Source organism: Brevibacterium sp. FME37, assembly GCF_014897485.1.
Lineage (GTDB): Bacteria > Actinomycetota > Actinomycetes > Actinomycetales > Brevibacteriaceae > Brevibacterium.
Genome location: NZ_JABUYE010000018.1, coordinates 15,650 through 35,349, shown reverse-complemented (window position 1 = coordinate 35,349; position 19,700 = coordinate 15,650). Strand labels below are relative to the sequence as shown.

Genomic DNA, 19,700 nt, shown 5'->3' with positions numbered 1-19,700 from the left:
TGGAGTACTGACTTATGCCTCGTAGCCTCAAAAAGGGTCCTTTCGTCGATGAACACCTGTACCAGAAGGTGGCTCGTCAGAACGAGAAGAACTCTAAAAACGTAATCAAGACATGGTCTCGTCGCTCGATGATCATCCCGGACTTTCTGGGACACACCATCGCAGTACATGACGGTCGCAAGCATGTTCCAGTCTTCATCACTGAAGCCATGGTCGGACATAAGCTTGGCGAGTTCGCACAGACACGGACGTTCCGTGGCCACGAAAAGGACGATCGCAAGGGTCGCCGCCGCTGACGCGGGGGCACTCTTACGATCCTAGACAAGAGAGAAGGAAGCGATGGAAGCCAAGGCTAAGGCGCGTTACCTGCGCGTCACGCCTCGCAAGGCTCGGCGCGTCATCGACCTCATTCGTGGTCAGCAGGCGACCGAAGCACTTGCAGTGTTGAAGTTTGCAGAACAGTCGGCATCAGATCCGATTTACAAGCTCGTTGCCTCAGGTATCGCCAATGCGCGTACCCGGGCTGACGAGGAGGGCATTGCGTTCGACGAGAACGAACTGGTCATCTCTGAAGCATTTGTGGACGAGGGACCAACCATGAAGCGGTTCCGCCCGCGAGCACAGGGTCGCGCTTTTCGCATCGAGAAGCGCACAAGCCACGTTTCAGTGGTCCTGGCCAGCGGTGACGACCTGCCTCAGCGCAAGAGCCGGAAGGGGAACCGTTAATGGGCCAGAAAATCAATCCGAACGGATTCCGACTCGGAATCACCACGGATCACAAGTCAAAGTGGTTTGCTGACTCGACTAAACCGGGACAGCGCTACAGCGACTACGTGCTCGAAGATGTGAAGATCCGACAGATGATGACCAAGGGCCTTGAGCGCGCTGGCATCTCCAAGGTGAACATCGAACGCACACGTGACCGTGTCCGAGTCGACATCCACACTGCCCGTCCGGGCATTGTCATTGGACGTCGTGGAGCCGAAGCCGATCGCATTCGCGGTCAGCTTGAAAAGCTCACCGGCAAGCAGATTCAGCTCAACATCCTTGAGGTGAAGAACGCTGAGATCGACGCGCAGCTCGTTGCTCAGGGAGTTGCCGAGCAGCTCGCAAGCCGCGTGGCCTTCCGCCGCGCGATGCGCAAGTCGATCCAGAGCGCTCAGCGTGCAGGTGCCAAGGGCATCCGCGTGCAGTGCTCCGGCCGCCTCGGCGGTGCCGAAATGAGCCGTTCCGAGTTCTACCGCGAGGGTCGTGTGCCTCTGCACACCCTGCGTGCGAACATCGATTACGGTTTCCACGAAGCACACACCACCTTTGGTCGCATCGGCGTCAAGGTGTGGATCTACAAGGGCGACATGACCGACAAGGAGCTTGCTGCCGAGCAGGCGAAGGCTCCAGCTGCTCGTGGCCCTCGTGGCCGTGGGCGTGGTCGTGGAGGCCGTGGCCGCGGTCAGGAAGGTGCAGCAGCACCGCGTCGTAACGACGCAGCGCCGAAGACCGAGAACAATGCCGAGGCCCCCGCGGCTGAGGCCGGATCGGAGGGCTGACACATGCTGATCCCTCGTCGGGTTAAATACCGCAAGCAGCACCACCCCAAGCGGGGCGGCGCAGCTAAGGGCGGCACCAAGGTGTCGTTCGGTGACTACGGCATCCAGGCCACAGAGCCTGCCTACATCACCAACCGGCAGATCGAGGCCGCACGTATTGCCATGACGCGCTACATCAAGCGTGGTGGCAAGGTGTGGATCAACATCTACCCAGATCGACCACTGACGAAGAAGCCTGCCGAGACCCGCATGGGTTCCGGTAAGGGTTCGCCGGAGTGGTGGGTCGCCAATGTCAAGCCGGGTCGGGTCATGTTTGAACTCGCCGGTGTGTCCGAGGAAGTTGCACGTGAGGCGCTGCGCCTCGCGATCCACAAGCTTCCGCTGAAGGCCCGTATTGTGGCCCGCGAAGGTGGTGAGTGAGTATGGCAATCGGTTCCAAGAACCTTTCCATGGACGCACTTGACGGTTATGACAACGAGCGTCTGCTCGAGGAGCTCAAGAAGGCTAAGGCCGAGCTGTTCAACCTGCGCTTCCAGTCGGCCACCGGCCAGCTGGAGAGCCACGGTCGGCTCAAGGCCGTGCGTCGCGACATCGCTCGTATCTACACCGTGCTCAACGAGCGGGAAATGGACATTCGTTCGAACCCCGCTGCTGCTAAGGAAGAGGACAAGTGATGGCGGAGACCACCAAGCCCGAGGCAACGCCTGCGGACCGTAACTCCCGCAAGACCGCGCGTGGTTACGTTGTTTCCGACAAGATGGAGAAGACCATCGTCGTTGAGGTGGAGGAGCGCAAGACGCACCGCCTGTACGGCAAGGTTCTTCGCCAGTCGGTGAAGTACAAGGTTCACGATGAGGAGAACGCCGCTGGTGTCGGCGACCTCGTCCTCGTGTCCGAAACGCGGCCGGTTTCGTCCGCGAAGCGTTGGCGGCTCGTCGAAATCATCGAACGCGCCAAGTAAGCTGACGCCACCCCTCCCACCCGGTCCCGCCCACGGTCTCCAGCAGATCGTGGGCGGCTACCGGGAACGGGGTGAAATGTCATTAATCCGTTCCGCAAGGCTCATCCAATCGGGTGAGAACCGGCGCGACGACAGGAGAAAATAGTGATTCAGCAAGAGTCGCGACTCAAGGTCGCCGACAACACTGGTGCCAAGCAGATCCTGGCAATCAGGATTCTGGGTGGTTCCGGTCGGCGTTATGCCTCGATCGGTGACACCATCGTGGCAACCGTCAAAGACGCAATTCCTGGTGGCAACGTGAAGAAGGGTGACGTCGTCAAGGCTGTCATCGTTCGGACCGCCAAGGAGCGCCGTCGTCCCGATGGTTCGTACATCAAGTTCGACGAGAATGCAGCAGTCATTCTCAAGACTGATGGCGAACCACGCGGAACCCGTATCTTCGGACCCGTGGGACGCGAATTGCGTGATAAGAAGTTCATGAAGATCGTCTCCCTGGCACCGGAGGTGTTGTGAGCATGGCGAACAAGCTCAAGATCAAGAAGGGCGACCTCGTCCAGGTGATTGCAGGCGCCCGTCAGTCACGGGGTGGCGATCGTGGGAAGCAGGGCAAGGTTCTTGCCGTGTACCCGGAACGCAACCGCGTCCTCGTTGAGGGCATCAACCGCGTGATCAAGCATAAGAAGGCAACGCAGACTCAGGCCGGTGGCACCGCCGGCGGCCGCGAGACTCACGAAGCCCCAATCCACGTGTCCAACGTGGCGCTCGTTGATCCTAAGGACAACAAGCCCACCCGCGTCGGATACCGCGAGGAAACTGTGGAACGCGATGGTCGCAACAAGACCGTTCGTGTCCGCGTCTCGCGTCGCACCGGGGAGGAGATCTGATGACGGAAACAACAACGAGCCGTCCAGCGCCACGCCTCAAGCAGGTTTACCGCGATGACATCGTGGCCAAGCTGCAGGACGAGTTCAACTACGCAAACCCCATGCAGGTTCCCGGTCTGACCAAGGTCGTCGTGAACATGGGTGTGGGTGACGCAGCACGCGATTCGAAGCTGATCGAAGGCGCAATCAACGATTTGACTCTGATCACCGGTCAGAAGCCGATCGTGACTCGGGCGCGGAAGTCCATCGCCCAGTTCAAGTTGCGCGAGGGTCAGCCCATTGGAGCCCACGTCACCATGCGTGGCGCCCGTATGTGGGAATTCGTCGACCGTGTCATCTCACTGGCTCTTCCGCGTATCCGCGACTTCCGCGGCCTCTCGGATCGTCAGTTCGACGGGAACGGTAACTACACCTTCGGTCTCACGGAGCAGTCAATGTTCCACGAGATCGATCAGGACCGGATCGACCGCGTCCGAGGTATGGATATCACAGTTGTGACTACAGCGAACACCGACGACGAGGGACGTGCACTTCTGCGCCACCTCGGGTTCCCGTTCAAGACCAAATAATCGCTACGTTGCAGGTCCAAGCGCGCACTGCGCGGGCGGAAACCGTAACGAGGAAGGGCTAGAGCCCAAATGACAATGACTGATCCAGTCGCAGACATGTTGACACGTCTGCGGAACGCCAACTCGGCTTATCACGAGGACGTCAGCATGCCGTTCTCGAAGCTGAAATCCAACATCGCTGAGATTCTCAAGAGCGAGGGCTACATCACCGGTTGGAGCGTCGAAGACGCTCAGGTCGGTAAGACCCTGCTCATGGACCTCAAGTTCGGTCCTAACCGTGAGCGTTCGATCGCCGGCCTGCGCCGTGTGTCGAAGCCCGGACTGCGCGTTTACGCGAAGTCGACCAACTTGCCTAAGGTCCTCGGTGGACTCGGTATCGCCATCCTGTCGACCTCGTCAGGCCTCCTGACCGATCGTCAGGCCGCCAAGAAGGGTGTGGGTGGGGAAGTCCTCGCCTACGTCTGGTAAGGAAGGAGAGAAGAATATGTCACGTATTGGCAAGAACCCGATCTCCGTCCCGAATGGCGTAGAGGTCAAAATCGATGGCCAGGTTGTCGCCGTCAAGGGACCCAAGGGCGATCTGTCCGTCGCTATCGCAGAGCCGATCACCGCATCGCTCGACGAAGGCGTTGTGACGGTGACCCGTCCGGACGAAGAGCGCGAATCGCGTTCGCTCCACGGACTGTCCCGCACGATGATCAACAACATGATCGTCGGTGTGACCGAGGGCTACTCCAAGGCTCTCGAAATCGTCGGCACCGGTTACCGCGTGCAGGCCAAGGGATCGAACCTCGAGTTCGCTCTGGGCTACAGCCACTCGATCACCGTCGAACCACCCGAGGGAATCTCCTTCACGGTTGACGGACAGACCAAGCTGGCCGTTCACGGCATCGACAAGCAGCTGGTCGGAGAGACCGCTGCCAACATCCGGAAGCTGCGTAAGCCTGAACCTTACAAGGGCAAGGGCGTTCGCTATGTCGGAGAAAATGTCCGTCGCAAGGTCGGAAAGGCTGGTAAGTAGAGATGGCCTTTGGCAAAAAGGAAAACTACGGCAAGGGCAGGGCTGCGGCCCGCAAACGTCGTCACGCTCGTCTGCGCAAGCATGTCAGCGGTACGCCGGAACGTCCTCGCCTGTCAGTGACTCGCTCCACGCGCCACGTCTTTGTCCAGGTCATCGACGACACCGTCGGCAAGACCTTGGCATCGGCCTCCACCATGGAAGCCGACCTGCGTACACACGAGGGTGACAAGACCGGCAAGGCCCACAAGGTCGGCGAGCTGGTAGCCCAGCGCGCTAAGGAAGCCGGTATCGAAGCCGTCGTATTCGACCGTGGCGGCAACGCCTACCACGGCCGTGTGCAGGCAATCGCCGAAGGTGCACGTGAAGGAGGATTGGCCCTATGAGCACTGAAGAGAACAAGGAACAGCAGCCAGCTGCTGAAACCCGTACCGATAGCAACAGTGATCGCTCCTCACGTGGTCGCGGTCAGGGTGGTCAGGGCGCACAGAATCGTGGACGCGGCGAAGGCCGTGGGCGCGGTGGTCGTGCTGAAGAGAAGAGCCAGTTCATCGAGCACGTCGTCACGATCAACCGCGTGTCGAAGGTCGTCAAGGGTGGACGTCGGTTCTCCTTCACCGCCCTCGTCGTCGTCGGTGACGGAGACGGCATGGTCGGCATGGGCTACGGCAAGGCTAAGGAAGTTCCCGCAGCCATTGCCAAGGGTGTCGAGGAGGCGAAGAAGAACTTCTTCCGCGTCCCACGCATCCAGAAGACCATTCCGCACCCGATCCAGGGTGAAACCGCCGCCGGTGTAGTCATGCTGCGCCCGGCTGCTCCTGGTACTGGTGTTATCGCCGGTGGCCCGGTGCGTGCGGTCCTCGATGCTGCCGGCGTTCAGGACATCCTGTCCAAGTCGCTGGGTTCAGCTAACGCAATCAACATCGTTCGCGCGGCGATCAAGGCTCTCCAGGGCCTCGAACGCCCCGAGCAGGTCGCGGCACGCCGTGGTCTGCCTGTGGACGAGGTCGCTCCTCACGCATTGCTGCGGGCGGCTGCCGAAAGCGGGGCGAAGTCCTGATGGCTAAGCTCAAAGTTACCCAGCGCAAGTCCGACATCGGTGGCAAGCCGAACCAGCGTGCAACGCTGCGTTCGCTTGGACTGAAGCGGATCGACGATGTGGTGGTGTGCGAAGATCGTCCGGAACTCCGGGGAATGATCAACGTCGTGCGTCACCTCGTGACTGTGGAAGAGGTGGATTGATATGTCGAACGATGACTCACTCAAGGTCCACGATCTCCGTCCTGCCCCAGGAGCAAAGACTGCCAAGACCCGTGTCGGTCGTGGTGAAGCTTCGAAGGGCAAGACAGCCGGACGCGGAACCAAGGGCACACACGCCCGCTACCAGGTTCCTCACGGCTTCGAGGGTGGACAGACTCCGATGCACATGCGTCTGCCTAAGCTGCGCGGGTTCAAGAACCCCGCAAAGGTGACGTTCCAGGTTGTCAATCTTGACAAGCTGTCGTCCTTGTTCCCAGAAGGCGGCGATGTCACTGTCGCCGATCTGGTGGCCAAGGGTGCTGTGCGTCCTAAGCAGCCCGTGAAGGTTCTGGGCACCGGTGAGATCACCGTTGCTCTGAACATCACTGCTGACAAGGTCTCGGGTTCAGCACTCGAGAAGATCATGGCAGCAGGCGGCAGCGTCAACGAAGCCTGAGCAGCTCCCGCACAGCGGGGCTGATATCTGAGGCGTCACTCGAAGGGGCGGTCACGCAAGTGACCGCCCCTTCGTCGTGCCCGAATCCTCGGCCGAGTTGCCTGGGTCGAGACACCTCGGTTGTCCGGGTCATACACCGCAGCGTCGGTTTCGACACAGTCCCAACGGCAATCGGCATTGCCCGGCGTCCACGTGGCCTCTCGGTTTCAGCCTGACGGTCATACCCTGGTAGTCTTTTGCAGGTATTTGTCTCATTCGCGAGGTCGTATCTGCGACCCTGACTTTTTCATCCCCCAATGAGGAGGACGCTTGATCGGCGCAATACGGAGGGCCTTCAGAACGCCCGACCTGAGGAACAAACTCCTCTTCACCCTGGGCATTCTTGTCATCTTCCGGCTTGGCTCATTCATTCCCTCGCCCGGAATCGACTACACCCAGGTTCAGGAGTGCGTTGCGTCCCCCCAGCTGAACGAGGGCGGGTTCGCAATGATCAACCTGTTCAGCGGTGGCGCACTGCTGCAGCTGTCGATCTTCGCTCTGGGCATCATGCCCTACATCACCGCCAGCATCATCGTTCAGCTTCTGCGCGTGGTCATTCCGCGCTTCGAGTCACTCCACAAAGAGGGAGCCTCGGGCCAGGCGAAACTGACTCAGTACACGCGCTACCTGACCATCGGGCTGGCCGTGCTCAACGCAACGACCCTCGTGGCCACTGTGCGTACGGGCGCTCTCTTCGGTGGCATCGAAGGCTGCGACAACCTCATCACCAATGACACCTGGTGGGGCATCACCGTCCTTGTCATCACTCTGGTAGCAGGCACCGGCCTCATCATGTGGCTGGGCGAGCAGATCACCGAACACGGAGTCGGCAACGGTATGTCGCTGCTCATCTTCACCTCGGTGGCCTCGGCTTTCCCATCATCGCTGGGTGCAATCCTGCGCGAACAGGGCGTCGACATCTTCCTCATCGTCATCGCCGTCGGTCTGGTGCTCGTGGCGCTCGTCGTCTTCGTCGAGCAGTCACAGCGACGTATTCCGGTGCAGTACGCCAAGCGCATGGTTGGTCGACGGATGTTCGGCGGCACCTCGACCTACATTCCGATCAAGGTCAACATGGCCGGTGTGATCCCCGTGATCTTCGCATCATCGGTTCTCTACCTGCCCAGTCTGATCTCGCAGTTCTTCGCCCCAGAGAGCAAGTGGGTGGAATGGATCAACACCTACTTCACACGTGGTGACCACCCGATCTACATCGCCACCTATGCACTGCTGACGATCTTCTTCGCATACTTCTACGTCGCGATCACCTTCAACCCGGAGGAAGTCGCTGACAACATGAAGAAGTATGGTGGCTTCGTCCCCGGCATCCGTGCCGGACGCCCTACCGCCGATTACCTGAGCTTCGTGCTCAGCCGCATCAACTTCCCGGGCTCGCTCTACCTGGCTTTCATCGCACTGATTCCGCTGATTGCACTGGTCCTCATCAACGCGAACCAGAACTTCCCGTTCGGCGGCACCTCGCTGCTGATCGTGGTGGGAGTCGGTCTCGAAACCGTCAAGCAGATCGACGCACAGATGCAGCAGCGCCATTACGAAGGTCTGCTGCGCTGACCGACCCCGACCGCGGACAACCATTGGAAGGACACACCTTATGAGTTCACGTATCATCCTGATCGGCCCACCCGGTGCCGGCAAAGGCACTCAAGCCGCGCGACTGTCAGAGGCGCTGAACATTCCGGCGATATCGACCGGTGACATCTTCCGTGCGAACGTGAAGGGCGAGACCGAACTCGGCAAACTCGCAAAGCGCTACATGGACGCCGGCGAATACGTCCCCGACGAAGTGACCAACTCGATGGTCGCAGATCGTCTGGCCCAGGACGACGCCGCCAAGGGCTTCCTCCTCGACGGCTACCCGCGCACCAGCGCACAGGTGGACGAGCTTGACAGGATCCTCGCGGTCGAGGGCCACGAGATCGAACAGGTCGTCGAGCTCACCGCTGACATCGACGAAGTCGTCGCCCGCCTCCTGGCACGTGCACAGACCGAAGGCCGCAGCGATGACAGTGAAGATGTCATCCGTCATCGCCTCGACGTCTATGCAGAGCAGACCCAGCCTCTGACAGACATCTACCGCGAACGCGGCCTGCTGCGCCAGGTCGACGGACTCGGCGAAGTCTCGGATATCACTGACCGAATCCTCGACTCCATTCGATGATCTTTGGTCCCCGGATCGAGCTTAAGTCTCCCGAACAGCTGGTGACGATGTGTCGCGCAGGACTGCTCACGAGCGCAGTCCTGCAGGCGGCCCGTGAAGCAGCCGTCCCGGGTGCCACCACCGCCGATGTGAATGCTGCGGCCGAGTCCGTCATCACCGAGGCGGGGGCTCTGTCCAACTTCAAGGGCTACCAGGGATTCCCCGCTGTCGTGTGCATCTCGGTGAACGAAGAGATCGTGCACGGGATACCCGGTGAGAGAGTCCTTGAATCCGGGGATCTCGTGTCGATTGACGGCGGCGCAATTGTCGATGGCTTCCACGGTGATTCGGCGTTCACCATGATCGTCGGCGGTGACGCCGCCGGCTCAGAGGCAGACATCGCGCTGTCTCAAGCGACAGAGAAGGCCATGTGGGTCGGCATCGCGGCCTTCGCCGCCGGCGACAAGGTCAGCGACATCGGTGACGCGATCGACGATCATGTCTCCCGAGAAGCCCCGGAACTGGGACTCGTGGAGGAATTCACCGGTCATGGCATCGGCACTGCCATGCATATGCCGCCCGAGGTGCTGAACTATCGAGCCCGGTCGAAGGGGCCGAAGATCAAGTCGGGAATGTGCCTCGCGATCGAACCTATGCTCACCACGGGCAGCAGCGAGACCATCACCTTGGACGACGACTGGACTGTCGTGACTGATGATGGCTCGCGTGCGAGCCATTGGGAGCACAGCGTCGCCAAGCATGATGGGGGAGTCTGGGTACTCACTGCTGAAGATGGGGGAGTGGCCGGACTGGCACCCTTCGGAATCACACCGGTGCCTCCTGCAGGTGCCTGAGCCGACTCAGTCATTCATGGCTGAGGCGTTTGCTGCCTCCGCCTGAGCTCGTTGGTCGTGAGGATGTGCATGACGACGAACAGCGCCAACGCTGACATCAGACTCAACGCGAACATCCACGCTGCAGTGACGTGAATGTCGAAGCCTGCGATCATGAAGGATGCGAAGGTGATGATAGCCGTGATCGATCCGGTCAGGACCGCAGAGGTCCTGGCCTTTTGAAATACCCGTAGACTCGTTTCGTATGCCTCGTCGTCCATGACGCTGCTCCCTTGAACTTGTGACCGTCGTTATCGACTTTGGTCAGGATCCTTGTGTTTTCACGTTAGGATCTGCTCTTGGCGGGTGTCCACGATCACACGAAACGTTCGGCAGCTGTGCCCGATCGCTATCGTCTGATCCTCATCTCCTTCGATGTCATCTCGGCGTTCGGGTGTCTCCAAGCGCAGGGTCTGCCCGGCCCCGTCATCGTCGGAGTCTTGGCCGAACACGGCTATTCGTCCTCGAGCGTACACAATCAGCTGGTGGGGATGGTCCACCGGGACATTCTGAGCAGCGAAAGGCTGGGACGAGTCTCGATCTGCCTCTTGAGCCCGCGTATCCTCTCAGGTCTCATGGGCATTGCGGGAGATCGGGACGCGCCCAGCTTCGAAGGTCATTTTCATGCCGCGCTGTATTCGATTCCCGAGTCGGCACGGATGCTGCGCGATCGGCTCCGATATGTCGCCAGGATGCTCGGTTACCGACAGTTGCGCCCCGGAGTTCTGCTGTCCTTCGCCGACCTCTCCCACGAACTGTCCGGGCAGCTGCCTGGAATGCTCGAGCCAGGGTGGTGTGAATACGCGACGATCGAACCCGAGGCCATCGCCACAGCCCGACGAATGACTTCGCGAGCTAGACCGCGTCGCTTGAGCTGCCACCGCTGGAGAGCGCATTGGCTGCTTTGAGCGTCAACGGCAGTCAGCCAGGTGGTGGACAACCCGAGATGTCGCTGGTGAAGTTCTTCGACATCTATTTTCAAGTTGCGCGTGCGGTCATGACGTACCCGATTCTTCCAGCCGAACTGGTGGGCCCCGAACAGCCGGCACTGCGTTTCCGCACTCTTATGGACCGATGCAACCTGGAGTACTACCTGCGGTTCGACCAGCAGATACTGGAATGTGCCGGCCCCAATCCGTCCTTCGGCCTCATCGAATGGCTCCCGAGCAGTTGAGACCTGCCTCCCCGGAGTGAGATTGTCACTTTACACTGCGGAGGCGATGCGTTCGATTGCTTCGGTCAGGAGAGGTCGGGGGAGTGCGAAGTTGAGGCGGATGTGACCTGCCCCGACCTCACCGCAGAGGCGGCCCTCGGTGATCGCGACGTGAGCTTCGGTGTTGAAATGTTCGGCCAGTTCGGATTTGAGGCCGTACCCGCGCAGGTCCAACCACGCCAGGTATGTTCCTTCAGGCGCAAGGTACGTGGCGTTGGGCAGGTGGGTGGCGATGAGATCTGTCAGGAGCTCGCGGTTGCCCTTGAGATAGGCGGTGATCTCGTCCAACCACTCACCCGACTGGGTGTATGCCGCGGTAGTGGCGAGGATGCCGGGGTTCGACGCGGCGCCAGAGACGAAATTGCCCTTCTGCGCCCAGATCGCGCGATCATCGGCACTGCTGAGGATGAGCTGTGCGCACTTGAGCCCTGGGATGTTGAACGCCTTGGAGGCCGCGGTAGCGGTGGCCGTATGCGATGCCGTCGTCTCATTCAGGCTCGCATAGGGAATGTGACGGGCCGGTTCGAAGACTAACGGGGCGTGGATCTCATCGGAGAACACGCGTGCATCATTGCGCTCAACCACCTCGGCGAGTTCCAGGAGCTCGCTCTCCGTGTACACCTTGCCGATGGGGTTATGGGGATTGCACAGGACCAGGGTGGAGCCAGGCGCCAGCGCGGCATCGACCGCGGCGAGGTCGACCGACCAGCCGGTCTCCGATCGGATCATCGGCACCTGGATGAGCTCTCGTCCCGTGACCTTGGCGACATCGAAGAAGGGCATGTAAGCGGGGGTCGGAAGGACGATCGGAGTACCGGCAGGAGTCAGGTGGGTGAGGATGCCCAGGAAACTCGCGATGACGTCACTGGCCAGCTCGACGTGCTCGTCCGGGAACTGCCATCCGTACTGTTCGGCGCAGAACGCGGAGGTGGCCGACTTGAGGTCGGAGACGATGGCTTGCGGCGCATAGCCGAAGAGATCTCGCTCATCGACATCACGCAATGCCTCGCGCACGCCGGGAGCGACACCGAAGTCCATCTCTGCGATGAATGCGCCGAGGCTGCCCGGGAAGGTCGACCACTTCCGGCCGCCCTTGGCGATGAGTGATTCTTCTGTGATGGAATCCAGGTCCTGCACGTGATGCTCCTTTGCTGGCCATTGCGAACTTGCGGGGTATTGGGTGACTGTCGCATTTCACGCTAGCAGGGGAGGCCCTGAGTGCGTGCTGCGTTCCGACATGCACGGTCACGGACTACAGTGGAACCGGCGATGCGAGCCGGATCCGATGATTGAGACCGTTGAGAGGCGGAGGTTGCGATGGGTGGACACCCGCAGTCGATCTTCCGCCGGAATCAGTGGGCGCTGAGCCTGGCCCAACTGTTCTCCGGCATCGGCATCGCCACCGGATTCGCCGTCGGTGGCATCCTCGCGGAGCGTCTGACCGGCCGAACGGAACTCGCGGGGTTCGCGCAGACGGCGTCCATCCTCGGCGCCGGGCTCCTCGCGGTTCCACTTGCAAAACTGGCCGAGGCCAGAAGTCGTCGGCTGGCACTGGCCAGCGCCTACGCGATCGCCCTCTGCGGGGCCATTCTCATCGTGGCCGCGATCCTGTTCGGCATCGACCTCGTCTTCTTCATCGGCATGGGCTGTTTCGGGGCGGCGACAGCCGCGGGGCTGCAGGGTCGATACGCCGCCACGGATGCGGCTCCTGACCACCTCAAAGGCTCTGCCATGTCCGTGGTCGTCTGGGCCACGACGATCGGGTCTGTGATCGGACCGAACCTGTCCGGACCCGGTGCCGACCTCGGCCGAGCCCTGAGCCTCGATCCGCTGTCAGGGCCATTCGTCATCGCGATCGCCGGCTTCGCACTTGCCCTCCTCAGCGTCTTGTTCCTGCGCCGAGTCACACCCGCCACGCGAGATGCGCCCTCGCCCTCCCCTCGCCGAGGTGGCACCTGGCAGGCCATCAGACGTTCCCCGAGCGCGCTCATGGGGCTGCTGTCCGTGGTCACGGGGCACATGATCATGGTGGCAACAATGGTGATGACACCACTTCACATGGACCACCATGGGCTCGGCCTCGAACTGATCGGCATCACGATCGGCGGCCATATCCTCGGCATGTACGGTTTGTCCCCGGTCTTCGGCTACCTCACCGACAGGTACTCCGCCGGTCGGGTGATTCTCCTCGGCCACGGACTGTTCGCCGTGTCCTTGGTCCTCGGGTGCATCGATGCTCTCGGTGAGTCATCGTTCACCAGGCTTTCGGTGGCGCTGTTCCTCTTGGGCTTGGGCTGGAGCGCATGCCTCATCGCCGGGTCAACACTTCTGACCAAAGAGATCGATCCCGCGCATCGTATGTCGGTGCAGGGACTCTCCGACGCAGGAATGAACTTCGGGGCCGCCGCGTTGGCGGCACTGTCCGGGCCGCTGCTGGCCTTCGGCGGATTCGCATCGATCACCCTGATGGGCTTCGTCGTGCTCGCGATCGCTGTCATCGCGAGCATCCGGGCCGGGTACGGAACTCGACACGTGACCTGACCTTGGGACCACCTCGGCGAGGGAGAGAACGATTGTAAGGGACTTCACCCCCGTAAGCCAGCACCGTGTGGAAGAATCTTCGGCCATAGTGTAGGGTTGTTGATTGGTCTGTTCTCGCTCAACTCACCCTTTTTCTGTTGTGGGCGGCATTTGCCATCCGCAACTTTTCATGTGGTGAGGTGAGCCGCAGACCATGGGGTCGTCGGGGTAAATCGACGATACACGATTACGTCGAACGCGAAGTTTTCGCGGGAATACGAGGTTAGCGAACGATATGGCCAAAAAAGAAGGGGTCATTGAGATCGAAGGCGCCGTTGTCGAAGCCCTCCCGAACGCATCGTTCCGGGTTGAGCTGAGCAATGGGCACAGGGTGCTTGCGCATATCTCAGGAAAAATGCGACAGCACTACATTCGAATTCTCCCTGAGGACCGGGTCATCGTGGAGCTGTCTCCATACGATCTTTCGCGTGGGCGAATCGTTTACCGCTACAAGTAAGGATCTTCGATCATTCGTACCCGCCCCTGCGCAGGGGTAAGGGTCGGAAGAAGGAAAAACCATGAAGGTTAAGCCAAGCGTCAAGAAGATCTGCGAGAATTGCCAGATTACCCGCCGTCACGGCCGGGTCATCGTCATCTGCTCCAACCCGCGCCACAAACAGCGCCAGGGTTGAGCAGCTCTTCGAGCAGACAGAGGCACCCGCAAGGGGCTTCAGCAGCACCACACCCGCGCAGACCTCGCCATCTGCATTGCCGTTAGAGCAGTGTCAGGACGATACCTTCGGTCGGGGGCCGAGGACCTTGGGAAACCAAGGACAGGTCTGCATCAGCACCTCCGGAACTACAACAGGAGATAGTACCTATGGCACGACTTGCCGGAGTCGACATCCCGCGTGAAAAGCGCGTGGAAGTCGCCTTGACTTACATCTACGGTGTGGGCCGCACCCGTGCGCGCCAGACCCTGACGGAAACGGGAATCAGCCCTGACACCCGTGTGAAGGACTTGAGCGATACCGAGCTCGTCCAGCTGCGTGACTTTATCGAGGGCACATTCCAGGTTGAGGGTGACCTCCGACGTGAGGTTGCTGCCGACATTCGCCGCAAGGTGGAAATCGGAAGCTATGAAGGCCTGCGTCACCGCCGCGGTCTGCCGGTTCGCGGACAGCGGACCAAGACGAATGCGCGTACCCGCAAGGGACCGAAGCGCACCGTGGCCGGTAAGAAGAAGTAACATACTCACCCGGTTGACCAGCATCAGCCACCTCGATCAGGAGTAAAACACATGCCTCCCAAGTCACGCGCCGCTACAGTGCGCAAGCCTCGCCGCAAGCTCAAAAAGAATATTGTTGCTGGCCAGGCACACATCAAATCAACGTTCAACAACACCATCGTGTCGATCACTGATCCGACCGGTGCTGTCATCTCCTGGGCATCCTCAGGAGAGGTCGGCTTCAAGGGTTCGCGCAAGTCGACCCCTTACGCCGCACAGATGGCTGCGGAATCCGCTGCTCGTCGTGCGCAGGAGCACGGCCTGAAGAAGGTCGACGTCTTCGTCAAGGGACCAGGTTCGGGACGCGAAACCGCGATCCGTTCGCTGCAGGCCGCCGGTCTGGAACTGGGCACCATTCAGGATGTCACTCCAGTTCCGTTCAACGGCTGCCGTCAGACCAAGCGCCGCCGCGGCTGATCCTTCCGTGTCTCTGCCACCGATGACGGGCTATGTCCCGGCATCAGTTGCAGAACGGATTCCACGATAAACCGAACCGTTCTTCATGGCTACGGCCATGACGTGCAGTGCGAACGTCATATAGCGGATGTTCGCTGAAAGGAAGCCCACGTGCTCATTGCACAGCGCCCAACGCTCACGGAAGAAGTCGTCTCCGAGAATCGCTCACGGTTCGCCATCGAACCACTTGAGCCAGGATTCGGCTACACCCTCGGCAACTCGCTTCGTCGTACCCTGCTGTCGTCGATTCCAGGTGCCGCCGTCACATCAATCCGGATCGACGGTGTGCTCCACGAGTTCAGCACCGTTCCAGGAGTCAAGGAGGATGTCACTGAATTCATCCTCAACCTGAAGTCCCTGGTCGTGTCCTCGGAATTCGACGAACCGGTCGTTGCCTACCTGCGCAAGCAGGGCCCAGGCACCGTGACTGCCGCCGATGTCTCTGCTCCTGCCGGAGTCGAGATCCATAACCCGGATCTGCATATCGCCACATTGAATGGTGAAGGCCGTCTGGATATGGAGCTGACCATCGAACGTGGACGCGGTTACGTATCGAGCGCTCAGAACAAGAACGCGGATGCAGAGATCGGTCGGGTCCCCGTTGACTCGATCTACTCGCCGGTTCTCAAGGTCACCTACAAGGTCGAGGCTACTCGTGTTGAGCAGCGCACCGACTTTGATCGCCTGGTGCTCGACATCGAGACCAAGCCGTCGATGACCCCACGCGATGCGATCGCATCTGCGGGTAAGACACTGGTCGAGCTCTTCGGCCTGGCTCGGGAACTCAATGTCGAAGCTGAAGGCATTGAGATCGGACCATCGCCGGTTGACGCAGCGCTGGCTGCCGATCTGGCCCTGGCCATCGAAGATCTCGATCTGACCGTGCGCTCCTACAACTGCCTCAAGCGCGAAGGTATCCACACGGTCGGCGAACTCGTTGCTCGCAGCGAAGCCGATCTCATGGATATCCGCAACTTTGGTTCGAAATCGATCGACGAAGTGAAGGCCAAGCTCAACGAGCTGGGCCTGAGCCTCAAGGACAGTCCCGCCGGGTTCGAAGCCGGTCTCGTTGATGAGGACCAGTCCTACGTCGAAGACGAACAGTACTGATTAAGACCTAGGAGTAAGACACTATGCCAACCCCAACCAAGGGTCCTCGTCTCGGAGGCTCCCCAACACACGAGCGCATGATGCTCAACAACATGGCTGCCGCCCTGTTCGAGCACAAGAAGATCACCACGACCGTAACCAAGGCCAAGCGCCTGCGTCCGGTGGCGGAGCGCATGATCACTCACGCCAAGAAGGGCGACCTTGCCGCCCGTCGTCGCGTGCTCGGAAAGATCGGCGACAAGTCGATCGTTCACGAGCTCTTCACCTCGATCGCCGAAACCATGGCCGAGCGTCCCGGTGGATACACACGTATCACCAAGATCGGTCCTCGTCCCGGTGACAACGCGCCGATGGCCGTCATCGAACTCGTTCTCGAGCCCTACTCGCCCAAGCAGGCAACTGTGAAGGAAGCCGAGCAGGCCACCGAGACCGCAGCGTCGAAGAAGAAGACCGAAGAGGTCGTCGAAGAGGCTCCTGCAGAGTCCACAGAGGAGGCAGCCGACTCGGCCGCAACCGACGAGGTCGCTGAAGAAGTAACCGACGAAAGTGCTGAAGAGACCAAGTAAGGACTCTTTTACGCAATATCTCAGGCGGGCACCCGACGGGTGCCCGCCTGTAGTGTATTCACACCGCTGTGTTTATGAGCCGAGACGTGTGCGCTGCTGCGCCGGGTGCACGGCAGACGTACATTCACTCCCTACCAGTCGCAGGGGTACACACTGGCACACGGGCGAGAAACACTCAGCGGCTATTCCTCCCTGTGTTGCAGGAGGAATAGCCGCTGAGTGTAGGACGTAGTGACGGAGTTGCTGAGTGCGGCCCCGCTGGGCGGCCGTGTGGCCGTCAGTCGAGCCGCTGGGCCGTCACTGGATGCGCGAGAACTCTACCGACTCGTCGAATTCGCGGTCTGTGTCCGCGTTGGGCTTGTACGTGAACTTGCTGACCACGATAGCGACAATCAAGTTCACGGCGAATCCGGGGATGATCTCGTAGAGCGAATCGGTGACCGGGGTGCTGACCTGTCCCCAGACGAATGCCACGACTGCACCGGAGATGAGTCCGAAGAGAGCGCCCCAGTTGGTGAGCTTCTTCCAGAACAGGGTCAGCAGCACGATCGGCCCGAAGGAAGCACCGAAGCCGGCCCATGCGAAGGCCACCAGATCGAGGATGTTGTTCGACGGCGAGATCGCCAACAGCACGGCGATGATGGCGATGACGAGGATGCCGAGGCGCCCCAGCAGGACATAGGTCTTGTCCTGCAGCGTGCGCTTCGATCCGGTGCGCAGAGCAACGATCTTGTAGAGATCTTCGATGAGTGCCGAGGATGTGACGACTAGCTGCGAGGAGATCGTTGACATGATTGCGGCGAGCACTGCAGCCAGGACCAGTCCCGCAATGAACGGATGAAACAGGATCTGAGCGAGATCCAGGAAGACTGTCTCGGAGTCGGCCGGCTCCATGTTGGCGTGTTCGGAGAAGTACGAGATGCCCACAATCGCCGTCGCGACGGCACCGAGGGCGGAGATGCCCATCCAGCCGACACCGATTCGCCGAGCAACTTTGGCATCGGAGGGGGTCCGCAGCGCCATGAACCGCACGATGATGTGCGGCTGTCCAAAGTAGCCCAAGCCCCACGCGAGTGCGGAGATGACAGCCAGGTAAGTACCACCGGCCCAGAATGGTCCACTGCCGAAGACATTGAGCAAGCTGGGGTCGATCTCCTTGACGTTGGAGATCACGGTTGCCGGACCGCCGGCATTGAACACGGCGACGACCGGGACGGCTACGAGTGCCGCGAACATGAGAAGTCCCTGGGCGACGTCGGTGAGGGTGGCACCGAGGAACCCGCCGAACAAGGTGTAGACCATGGTGATGGCAGCGACGATGAGCATTCCGGCTAGATAGTTCAGTCCGAAGCTTGACTCGAAGAACTTGCCGGCAGCGACCATTCCGGACGAGACGTAGAAGGTGAAGAACACCAAGATGATGACACCACAGACGATGCGCAGCAGACGCGTATCGTCCTTGAGACGCTGCTCGAAGAAGCTGGGAATCGTGATCGAGTCACCGGCCTTCTCGGTGAAGGCACGCAGACGAGGTGCCACGAGCTTCCAGTTCACCCAGGCCCCAACGGTCAGGCCCACTGCCATCCAGGCTTCTACCAGTCCACCTATGTAGATGGCACCGGGCAGGCCCATGAGGAGCCAACCCGACATGTCCGAGGCTCCTGCACTCAGGGCGGCCACGCTGGGACGCAGCCCGCGGCCTGCCAGCATGTAGTCGTCGAGGTTGTTCTTGGTTTTGCGGTATGCGAACCAGCCGATGGCGAGCATTCCCACAAAGTAAAGGACGATGGCAATTGTGCGGAAAGTGGTTTCCGTCATTATTAGATCTCTCCTTTTGTAAACCGGGGAGACCCTACAACAGATTGCGCAAAATGTGTGAATTGCCTAAGAGAACACTACAAGCACATTCATGGACGCCGAAGCGCTGCGATCAGTTGAAGACGACCGTGCGGTGACCGTCCATGAGGACCCGCCCTTCCGCATGCCAGGCCACGGCCCGTGCGAGCACGGCTGCTTCGACATCCTGTCCGCGCTGGACGAAGTCGGCGATGTTGCGGTTGTGGTCGACCCGAGCCACGTCCTGCTCGATGATCGGGCCCTCGTCGAGATCGGGGGTGACGTAGTGGGCGGTGGCGCCGATGATCTTCACCCCGCGAGCATGCGCCTGGTGGTAGGGCTTGGCACCCTTGAAACTGGGCAGGAACGAATGGTGGATGTTGATGACACGGCCCTCAAGCCGTGCGCACAGATCGGGGGAGAGGATCTGCATGTACCGCGCGAGGACGATGAGTTCGACGTCGAGCTCAGAAACAAGGTCGCTCAACCTCGCTTCGGCTACGTCCTTGGTCTCTGAAGTGATCGGAATATGGTGGAAGTCGTGACCGTGGAATTCCGCCAGCGACCGCAGCGAGTCATGGTTGCCGGCCACCCCCACGATGTCGATAGGCAGCTGTCCCGAGCTCTGCTGGAACAGCAGAGTGTTGAGGCAGTGTGCGGCCTTGGATACGAGAACGAGGGTTCTCGTCTTCTTCTCCACGGGCTGGAGGCTCAGCGTCATATCGAAACGTTGGGCTGCCTCGGCGAGGGCAGACTCCAGGGTTTCGGCATCGGAATCCGTGGTCGTGACGAACTGGACTCGCAGGAAGAACTGCAGCGAATCGGGGGAGGAGAACTGCTGGGATTCGGTGATGTTCGCACCGAGTGATGCGAGGACCCCTGTCACGGCGTGGACGATTCCGGTTGCGTCCGGGCAGGTGACTCGCAGGATCCATTCTCTACTCAT

Annotated in this window: 31 protein-coding genes; 27 read left to right on the top strand and 4 right to left on the bottom strand. The window is 60.5% G+C overall.

Annotation, left to right across the window (positions count from 1 at the left end):
- Positions 1 to 14 precede the first annotated feature (14 nt).
- From rpsS to map, 18 genes are all read left to right on the top strand, one after another.
- Positions 15 to 296 (top strand): 30S ribosomal protein S19, encoded by a 282-nt coding sequence (gene rpsS / locus INT29_RS17315; RefSeq protein ID WP_009883565.1) that lies wholly within the window; start codon positions 15 to 17, stop codon positions 294 to 296.
- Positions 297 to 339: 43 nt separating this feature from the next.
- The gene (gene rplV, locus INT29_RS17310) at positions 340 to 726 is read left to right on the top strand and encodes a 50S ribosomal protein L22 (RefSeq protein ID WP_009883564.1); all 387 of its coding nucleotides are present in this window, start codon (positions 340 to 342) and stop codon (positions 724 to 726) included.
- Entirely contained in the window at positions 726 to 1,547 is an 822-nt protein-coding gene (gene rpsC, locus INT29_RS17305; protein WP_101574500.1) for a 30S ribosomal protein S3, read from the top strand. The genes rplV and rpsC overlap by 1 nt, the downstream gene beginning before the upstream one ends.
- Before the next feature lie 3 nt (positions 1,548 to 1,550).
- Entirely contained in the window at positions 1,551 to 1,967 is a 417-nt protein-coding gene (rplP, locus tag INT29_RS17300) for a 50S ribosomal protein L16 (RefSeq protein ID WP_009883562.1), read from the top strand.
- Positions 1,968 to 1,969: 2 nt separating this feature from the next.
- A complete protein-coding gene (gene rpmC, locus INT29_RS17295; RefSeq protein ID WP_101574501.1) occupies positions 1,970 to 2,221 on the top strand; it encodes a 50S ribosomal protein L29 in 252 nt (83 codons plus the stop codon).
- Complete coding sequence (gene rpsQ, locus INT29_RS17290) at positions 2,221 to 2,508, top strand: 30S ribosomal protein S17 (protein WP_101574502.1); 288 nt, start codon at positions 2,221 to 2,223, stop codon at positions 2,506 to 2,508. Before rpmC ends, rpsQ begins: the two co-directional genes overlap by 1 nt.
- A 144-nt stretch (positions 2,509 to 2,652) precedes the next feature.
- Entirely contained in the window at positions 2,653 to 3,021 is a 369-nt protein-coding gene (gene rplN / locus INT29_RS17285; protein WP_009883559.1) for a 50S ribosomal protein L14, read from the top strand.
- A 2-nt stretch (positions 3,022 to 3,023) separates the two neighbouring features.
- The gene (gene rplX, locus INT29_RS17280) at positions 3,024 to 3,392 is read left to right on the top strand and encodes a 50S ribosomal protein L24 (protein ID WP_009883558.1); all 369 of its coding nucleotides are present in this window, start codon (positions 3,024 to 3,026) and stop codon (positions 3,390 to 3,392) included.
- Positions 3,392 to 3,961 (top strand): 50S ribosomal protein L5, encoded by a 570-nt coding sequence (rplE, locus tag INT29_RS17275; RefSeq protein ID WP_096161012.1) that lies wholly within the window; start codon positions 3,392 to 3,394, stop codon positions 3,959 to 3,961. The genes rplX and rplE overlap by 1 nt, the downstream gene beginning before the upstream one ends.
- Positions 3,962 to 4,030: 69 nt before the next feature.
- Entirely contained in the window at positions 4,031 to 4,429 is a 399-nt protein-coding gene (rpsH, locus tag INT29_RS17270; protein ID WP_009883556.1) for a 30S ribosomal protein S8, read from the top strand.
- Between the two features lie 16 nt (positions 4,430 to 4,445).
- Positions 4,446 to 4,982 (top strand): 50S ribosomal protein L6, encoded by a 537-nt coding sequence (gene rplF / locus INT29_RS17265; RefSeq protein WP_101574503.1) that lies wholly within the window; start codon positions 4,446 to 4,448, stop codon positions 4,980 to 4,982.
- A gap of 2 nt (positions 4,983 to 4,984) precedes the next feature.
- The gene (gene rplR, locus INT29_RS17260; protein ID WP_101574504.1) at positions 4,985 to 5,365 is read left to right on the top strand and encodes a 50S ribosomal protein L18; all 381 of its coding nucleotides are present in this window, start codon (positions 4,985 to 4,987) and stop codon (positions 5,363 to 5,365) included.
- The gene (rpsE, locus tag INT29_RS17255) at positions 5,362 to 6,039 is read left to right on the top strand and encodes a 30S ribosomal protein S5 (RefSeq protein WP_226842156.1); all 678 of its coding nucleotides are present in this window, start codon (positions 5,362 to 5,364) and stop codon (positions 6,037 to 6,039) included. Before rplR ends, rpsE begins: the two co-directional genes overlap by 4 nt.
- Positions 6,039 to 6,221 carry a 50S ribosomal protein L30 gene (gene rpmD, locus INT29_RS17250; RefSeq protein WP_101574506.1) on the top strand — a complete coding sequence of 61 codons (183 nt, stop codon included), beginning with the start codon at positions 6,039 to 6,041 and terminating at the stop codon, positions 6,219 to 6,221. The genes rpsE and rpmD overlap by 1 nt, the downstream gene beginning before the upstream one ends.
- A gap of 1 nt (position 6,222) precedes the next feature.
- Positions 6,223 to 6,675 (top strand): 50S ribosomal protein L15, encoded by a 453-nt coding sequence (gene rplO, locus INT29_RS17245; protein ID WP_101574507.1) that lies wholly within the window; start codon positions 6,223 to 6,225, stop codon positions 6,673 to 6,675.
- 309 nt (positions 6,676 to 6,984) lie between these two features.
- Positions 6,985 to 8,286, top strand: a complete 1,302-nt coding sequence (gene secY, locus INT29_RS17240; RefSeq protein ID WP_101574508.1) for a preprotein translocase subunit SecY — start codon at positions 6,985 to 6,987, stop codon at positions 8,284 to 8,286.
- A 40-nt stretch (positions 8,287 to 8,326) separates the two neighbouring features.
- Positions 8,327 to 8,893 (top strand): adenylate kinase, encoded by a 567-nt coding sequence (locus tag INT29_RS17235; protein WP_101574509.1) that lies wholly within the window; start codon positions 8,327 to 8,329, stop codon positions 8,891 to 8,893.
- A complete protein-coding gene (gene map / locus INT29_RS17230) occupies positions 8,890 to 9,726 on the top strand; it encodes a type I methionyl aminopeptidase (protein ID WP_101574510.1) in 837 nt (278 codons plus the stop codon). The genes INT29_RS17235 and map overlap by 4 nt, the downstream gene beginning before the upstream one ends.
- Positions 9,727 to 9,740: 14 nt before the next feature.
- Here the strand turns inward: map and INT29_RS17225 are convergent, their stop codons facing one another.
- Positions 9,741 to 9,986 (bottom strand): hypothetical protein, encoded by a 246-nt coding sequence (locus INT29_RS17225; RefSeq protein ID WP_193072592.1) that lies wholly within the window; start codon positions 9,984 to 9,986, stop codon positions 9,741 to 9,743.
- Between the two features lie 78 nt (positions 9,987 to 10,064).
- Between INT29_RS17225 and INT29_RS17220 the strand changes: the two genes are divergently transcribed.
- Complete coding sequence (locus INT29_RS17220) at positions 10,065 to 10,673, top strand: hypothetical protein (RefSeq protein ID WP_226842154.1); 609 nt, start codon at positions 10,065 to 10,067, stop codon at positions 10,671 to 10,673.
- Positions 10,661 to 10,939: a hypothetical protein gene (locus INT29_RS20270; protein WP_226842152.1), complete on the top strand. Its 279-nt coding sequence runs from the start codon at positions 10,661 to 10,663 to the stop codon at positions 10,937 to 10,939. Before INT29_RS17220 ends, INT29_RS20270 begins: the two co-directional genes overlap by 13 nt.
- A 30-nt stretch (positions 10,940 to 10,969) precedes the next feature.
- On the opposite strand, the gene INT29_RS17215 is transcribed toward INT29_RS20270, so the two are convergent.
- The gene (locus INT29_RS17215) at positions 10,970 to 12,115 is read right to left on the bottom strand and encodes a MalY/PatB family protein (RefSeq protein WP_101574512.1); all 1,146 of its coding nucleotides are present in this window, start codon (positions 12,113 to 12,115) and stop codon (positions 10,970 to 10,972) included.
- A 180-nt stretch (positions 12,116 to 12,295) separates the two neighbouring features.
- Between INT29_RS17215 and INT29_RS17210 the strand changes: the two genes are divergently transcribed.
- The 7 genes from INT29_RS17210 to rplQ all read left to right on the top strand — a co-directional run bounded on the left by INT29_RS17210 (position 12,296) and on the right by rplQ (position 16,918).
- A complete protein-coding gene (locus INT29_RS17210; RefSeq protein WP_101574513.1) occupies positions 12,296 to 13,519 on the top strand; it encodes an MFS transporter in 1,224 nt (407 codons plus the stop codon).
- A 274-nt stretch (positions 13,520 to 13,793) separates the two neighbouring features.
- Entirely contained in the window at positions 13,794 to 14,015 is a 222-nt protein-coding gene (gene infA, locus INT29_RS17205) for a translation initiation factor IF-1 (protein ID WP_101574514.1), read from the top strand.
- Between the two features lie 61 nt (positions 14,016 to 14,076).
- The gene (gene rpmJ / locus INT29_RS17200) at positions 14,077 to 14,190 is read left to right on the top strand and encodes a 50S ribosomal protein L36 (RefSeq protein ID WP_009884960.1); all 114 of its coding nucleotides are present in this window, start codon (positions 14,077 to 14,079) and stop codon (positions 14,188 to 14,190) included.
- 188 nt (positions 14,191 to 14,378) lie between these two features.
- Positions 14,379 to 14,747 (top strand): 30S ribosomal protein S13, encoded by a 369-nt coding sequence (gene rpsM / locus INT29_RS17195; RefSeq protein ID WP_101574515.1) that lies wholly within the window; start codon positions 14,379 to 14,381, stop codon positions 14,745 to 14,747.
- A 51-nt stretch (positions 14,748 to 14,798) separates the two neighbouring features.
- Entirely contained in the window at positions 14,799 to 15,203 is a 405-nt protein-coding gene (gene rpsK / locus INT29_RS17190) for a 30S ribosomal protein S11 (protein ID WP_101574516.1), read from the top strand.
- Between the two features lie 150 nt (positions 15,204 to 15,353).
- Positions 15,354 to 16,352 carry a DNA-directed RNA polymerase subunit alpha gene (locus INT29_RS17185; RefSeq protein WP_009884957.1) on the top strand — a complete coding sequence of 333 codons (999 nt, stop codon included), beginning with the start codon at positions 15,354 to 15,356 and terminating at the stop codon, positions 16,350 to 16,352.
- 23 nt (positions 16,353 to 16,375) lie between these two features.
- Positions 16,376 to 16,918, top strand: a complete 543-nt coding sequence (rplQ, locus tag INT29_RS17180; RefSeq protein WP_101574517.1) for a 50S ribosomal protein L17 — start codon at positions 16,376 to 16,378, stop codon at positions 16,916 to 16,918.
- A 297-nt stretch (positions 16,919 to 17,215) separates the two neighbouring features.
- On the opposite strand, the gene putP is transcribed toward rplQ, so the two are convergent.
- Both putP and purU read right to left on the bottom strand, forming a co-directional pair.
- Positions 17,216 to 18,736 (bottom strand): sodium/proline symporter PutP, encoded by a 1,521-nt coding sequence (gene putP / locus INT29_RS17175; RefSeq protein WP_101574518.1) that lies wholly within the window; start codon positions 18,734 to 18,736, stop codon positions 17,216 to 17,218.
- Between the two features lie 112 nt (positions 18,737 to 18,848).
- Positions 18,849 to 19,700 carry a formyltetrahydrofolate deformylase gene (gene purU, locus INT29_RS17170; protein WP_101574519.1) on the bottom strand — a complete coding sequence of 284 codons (852 nt, stop codon included), beginning with the start codon at positions 19,698 to 19,700 and terminating at the stop codon, positions 18,849 to 18,851.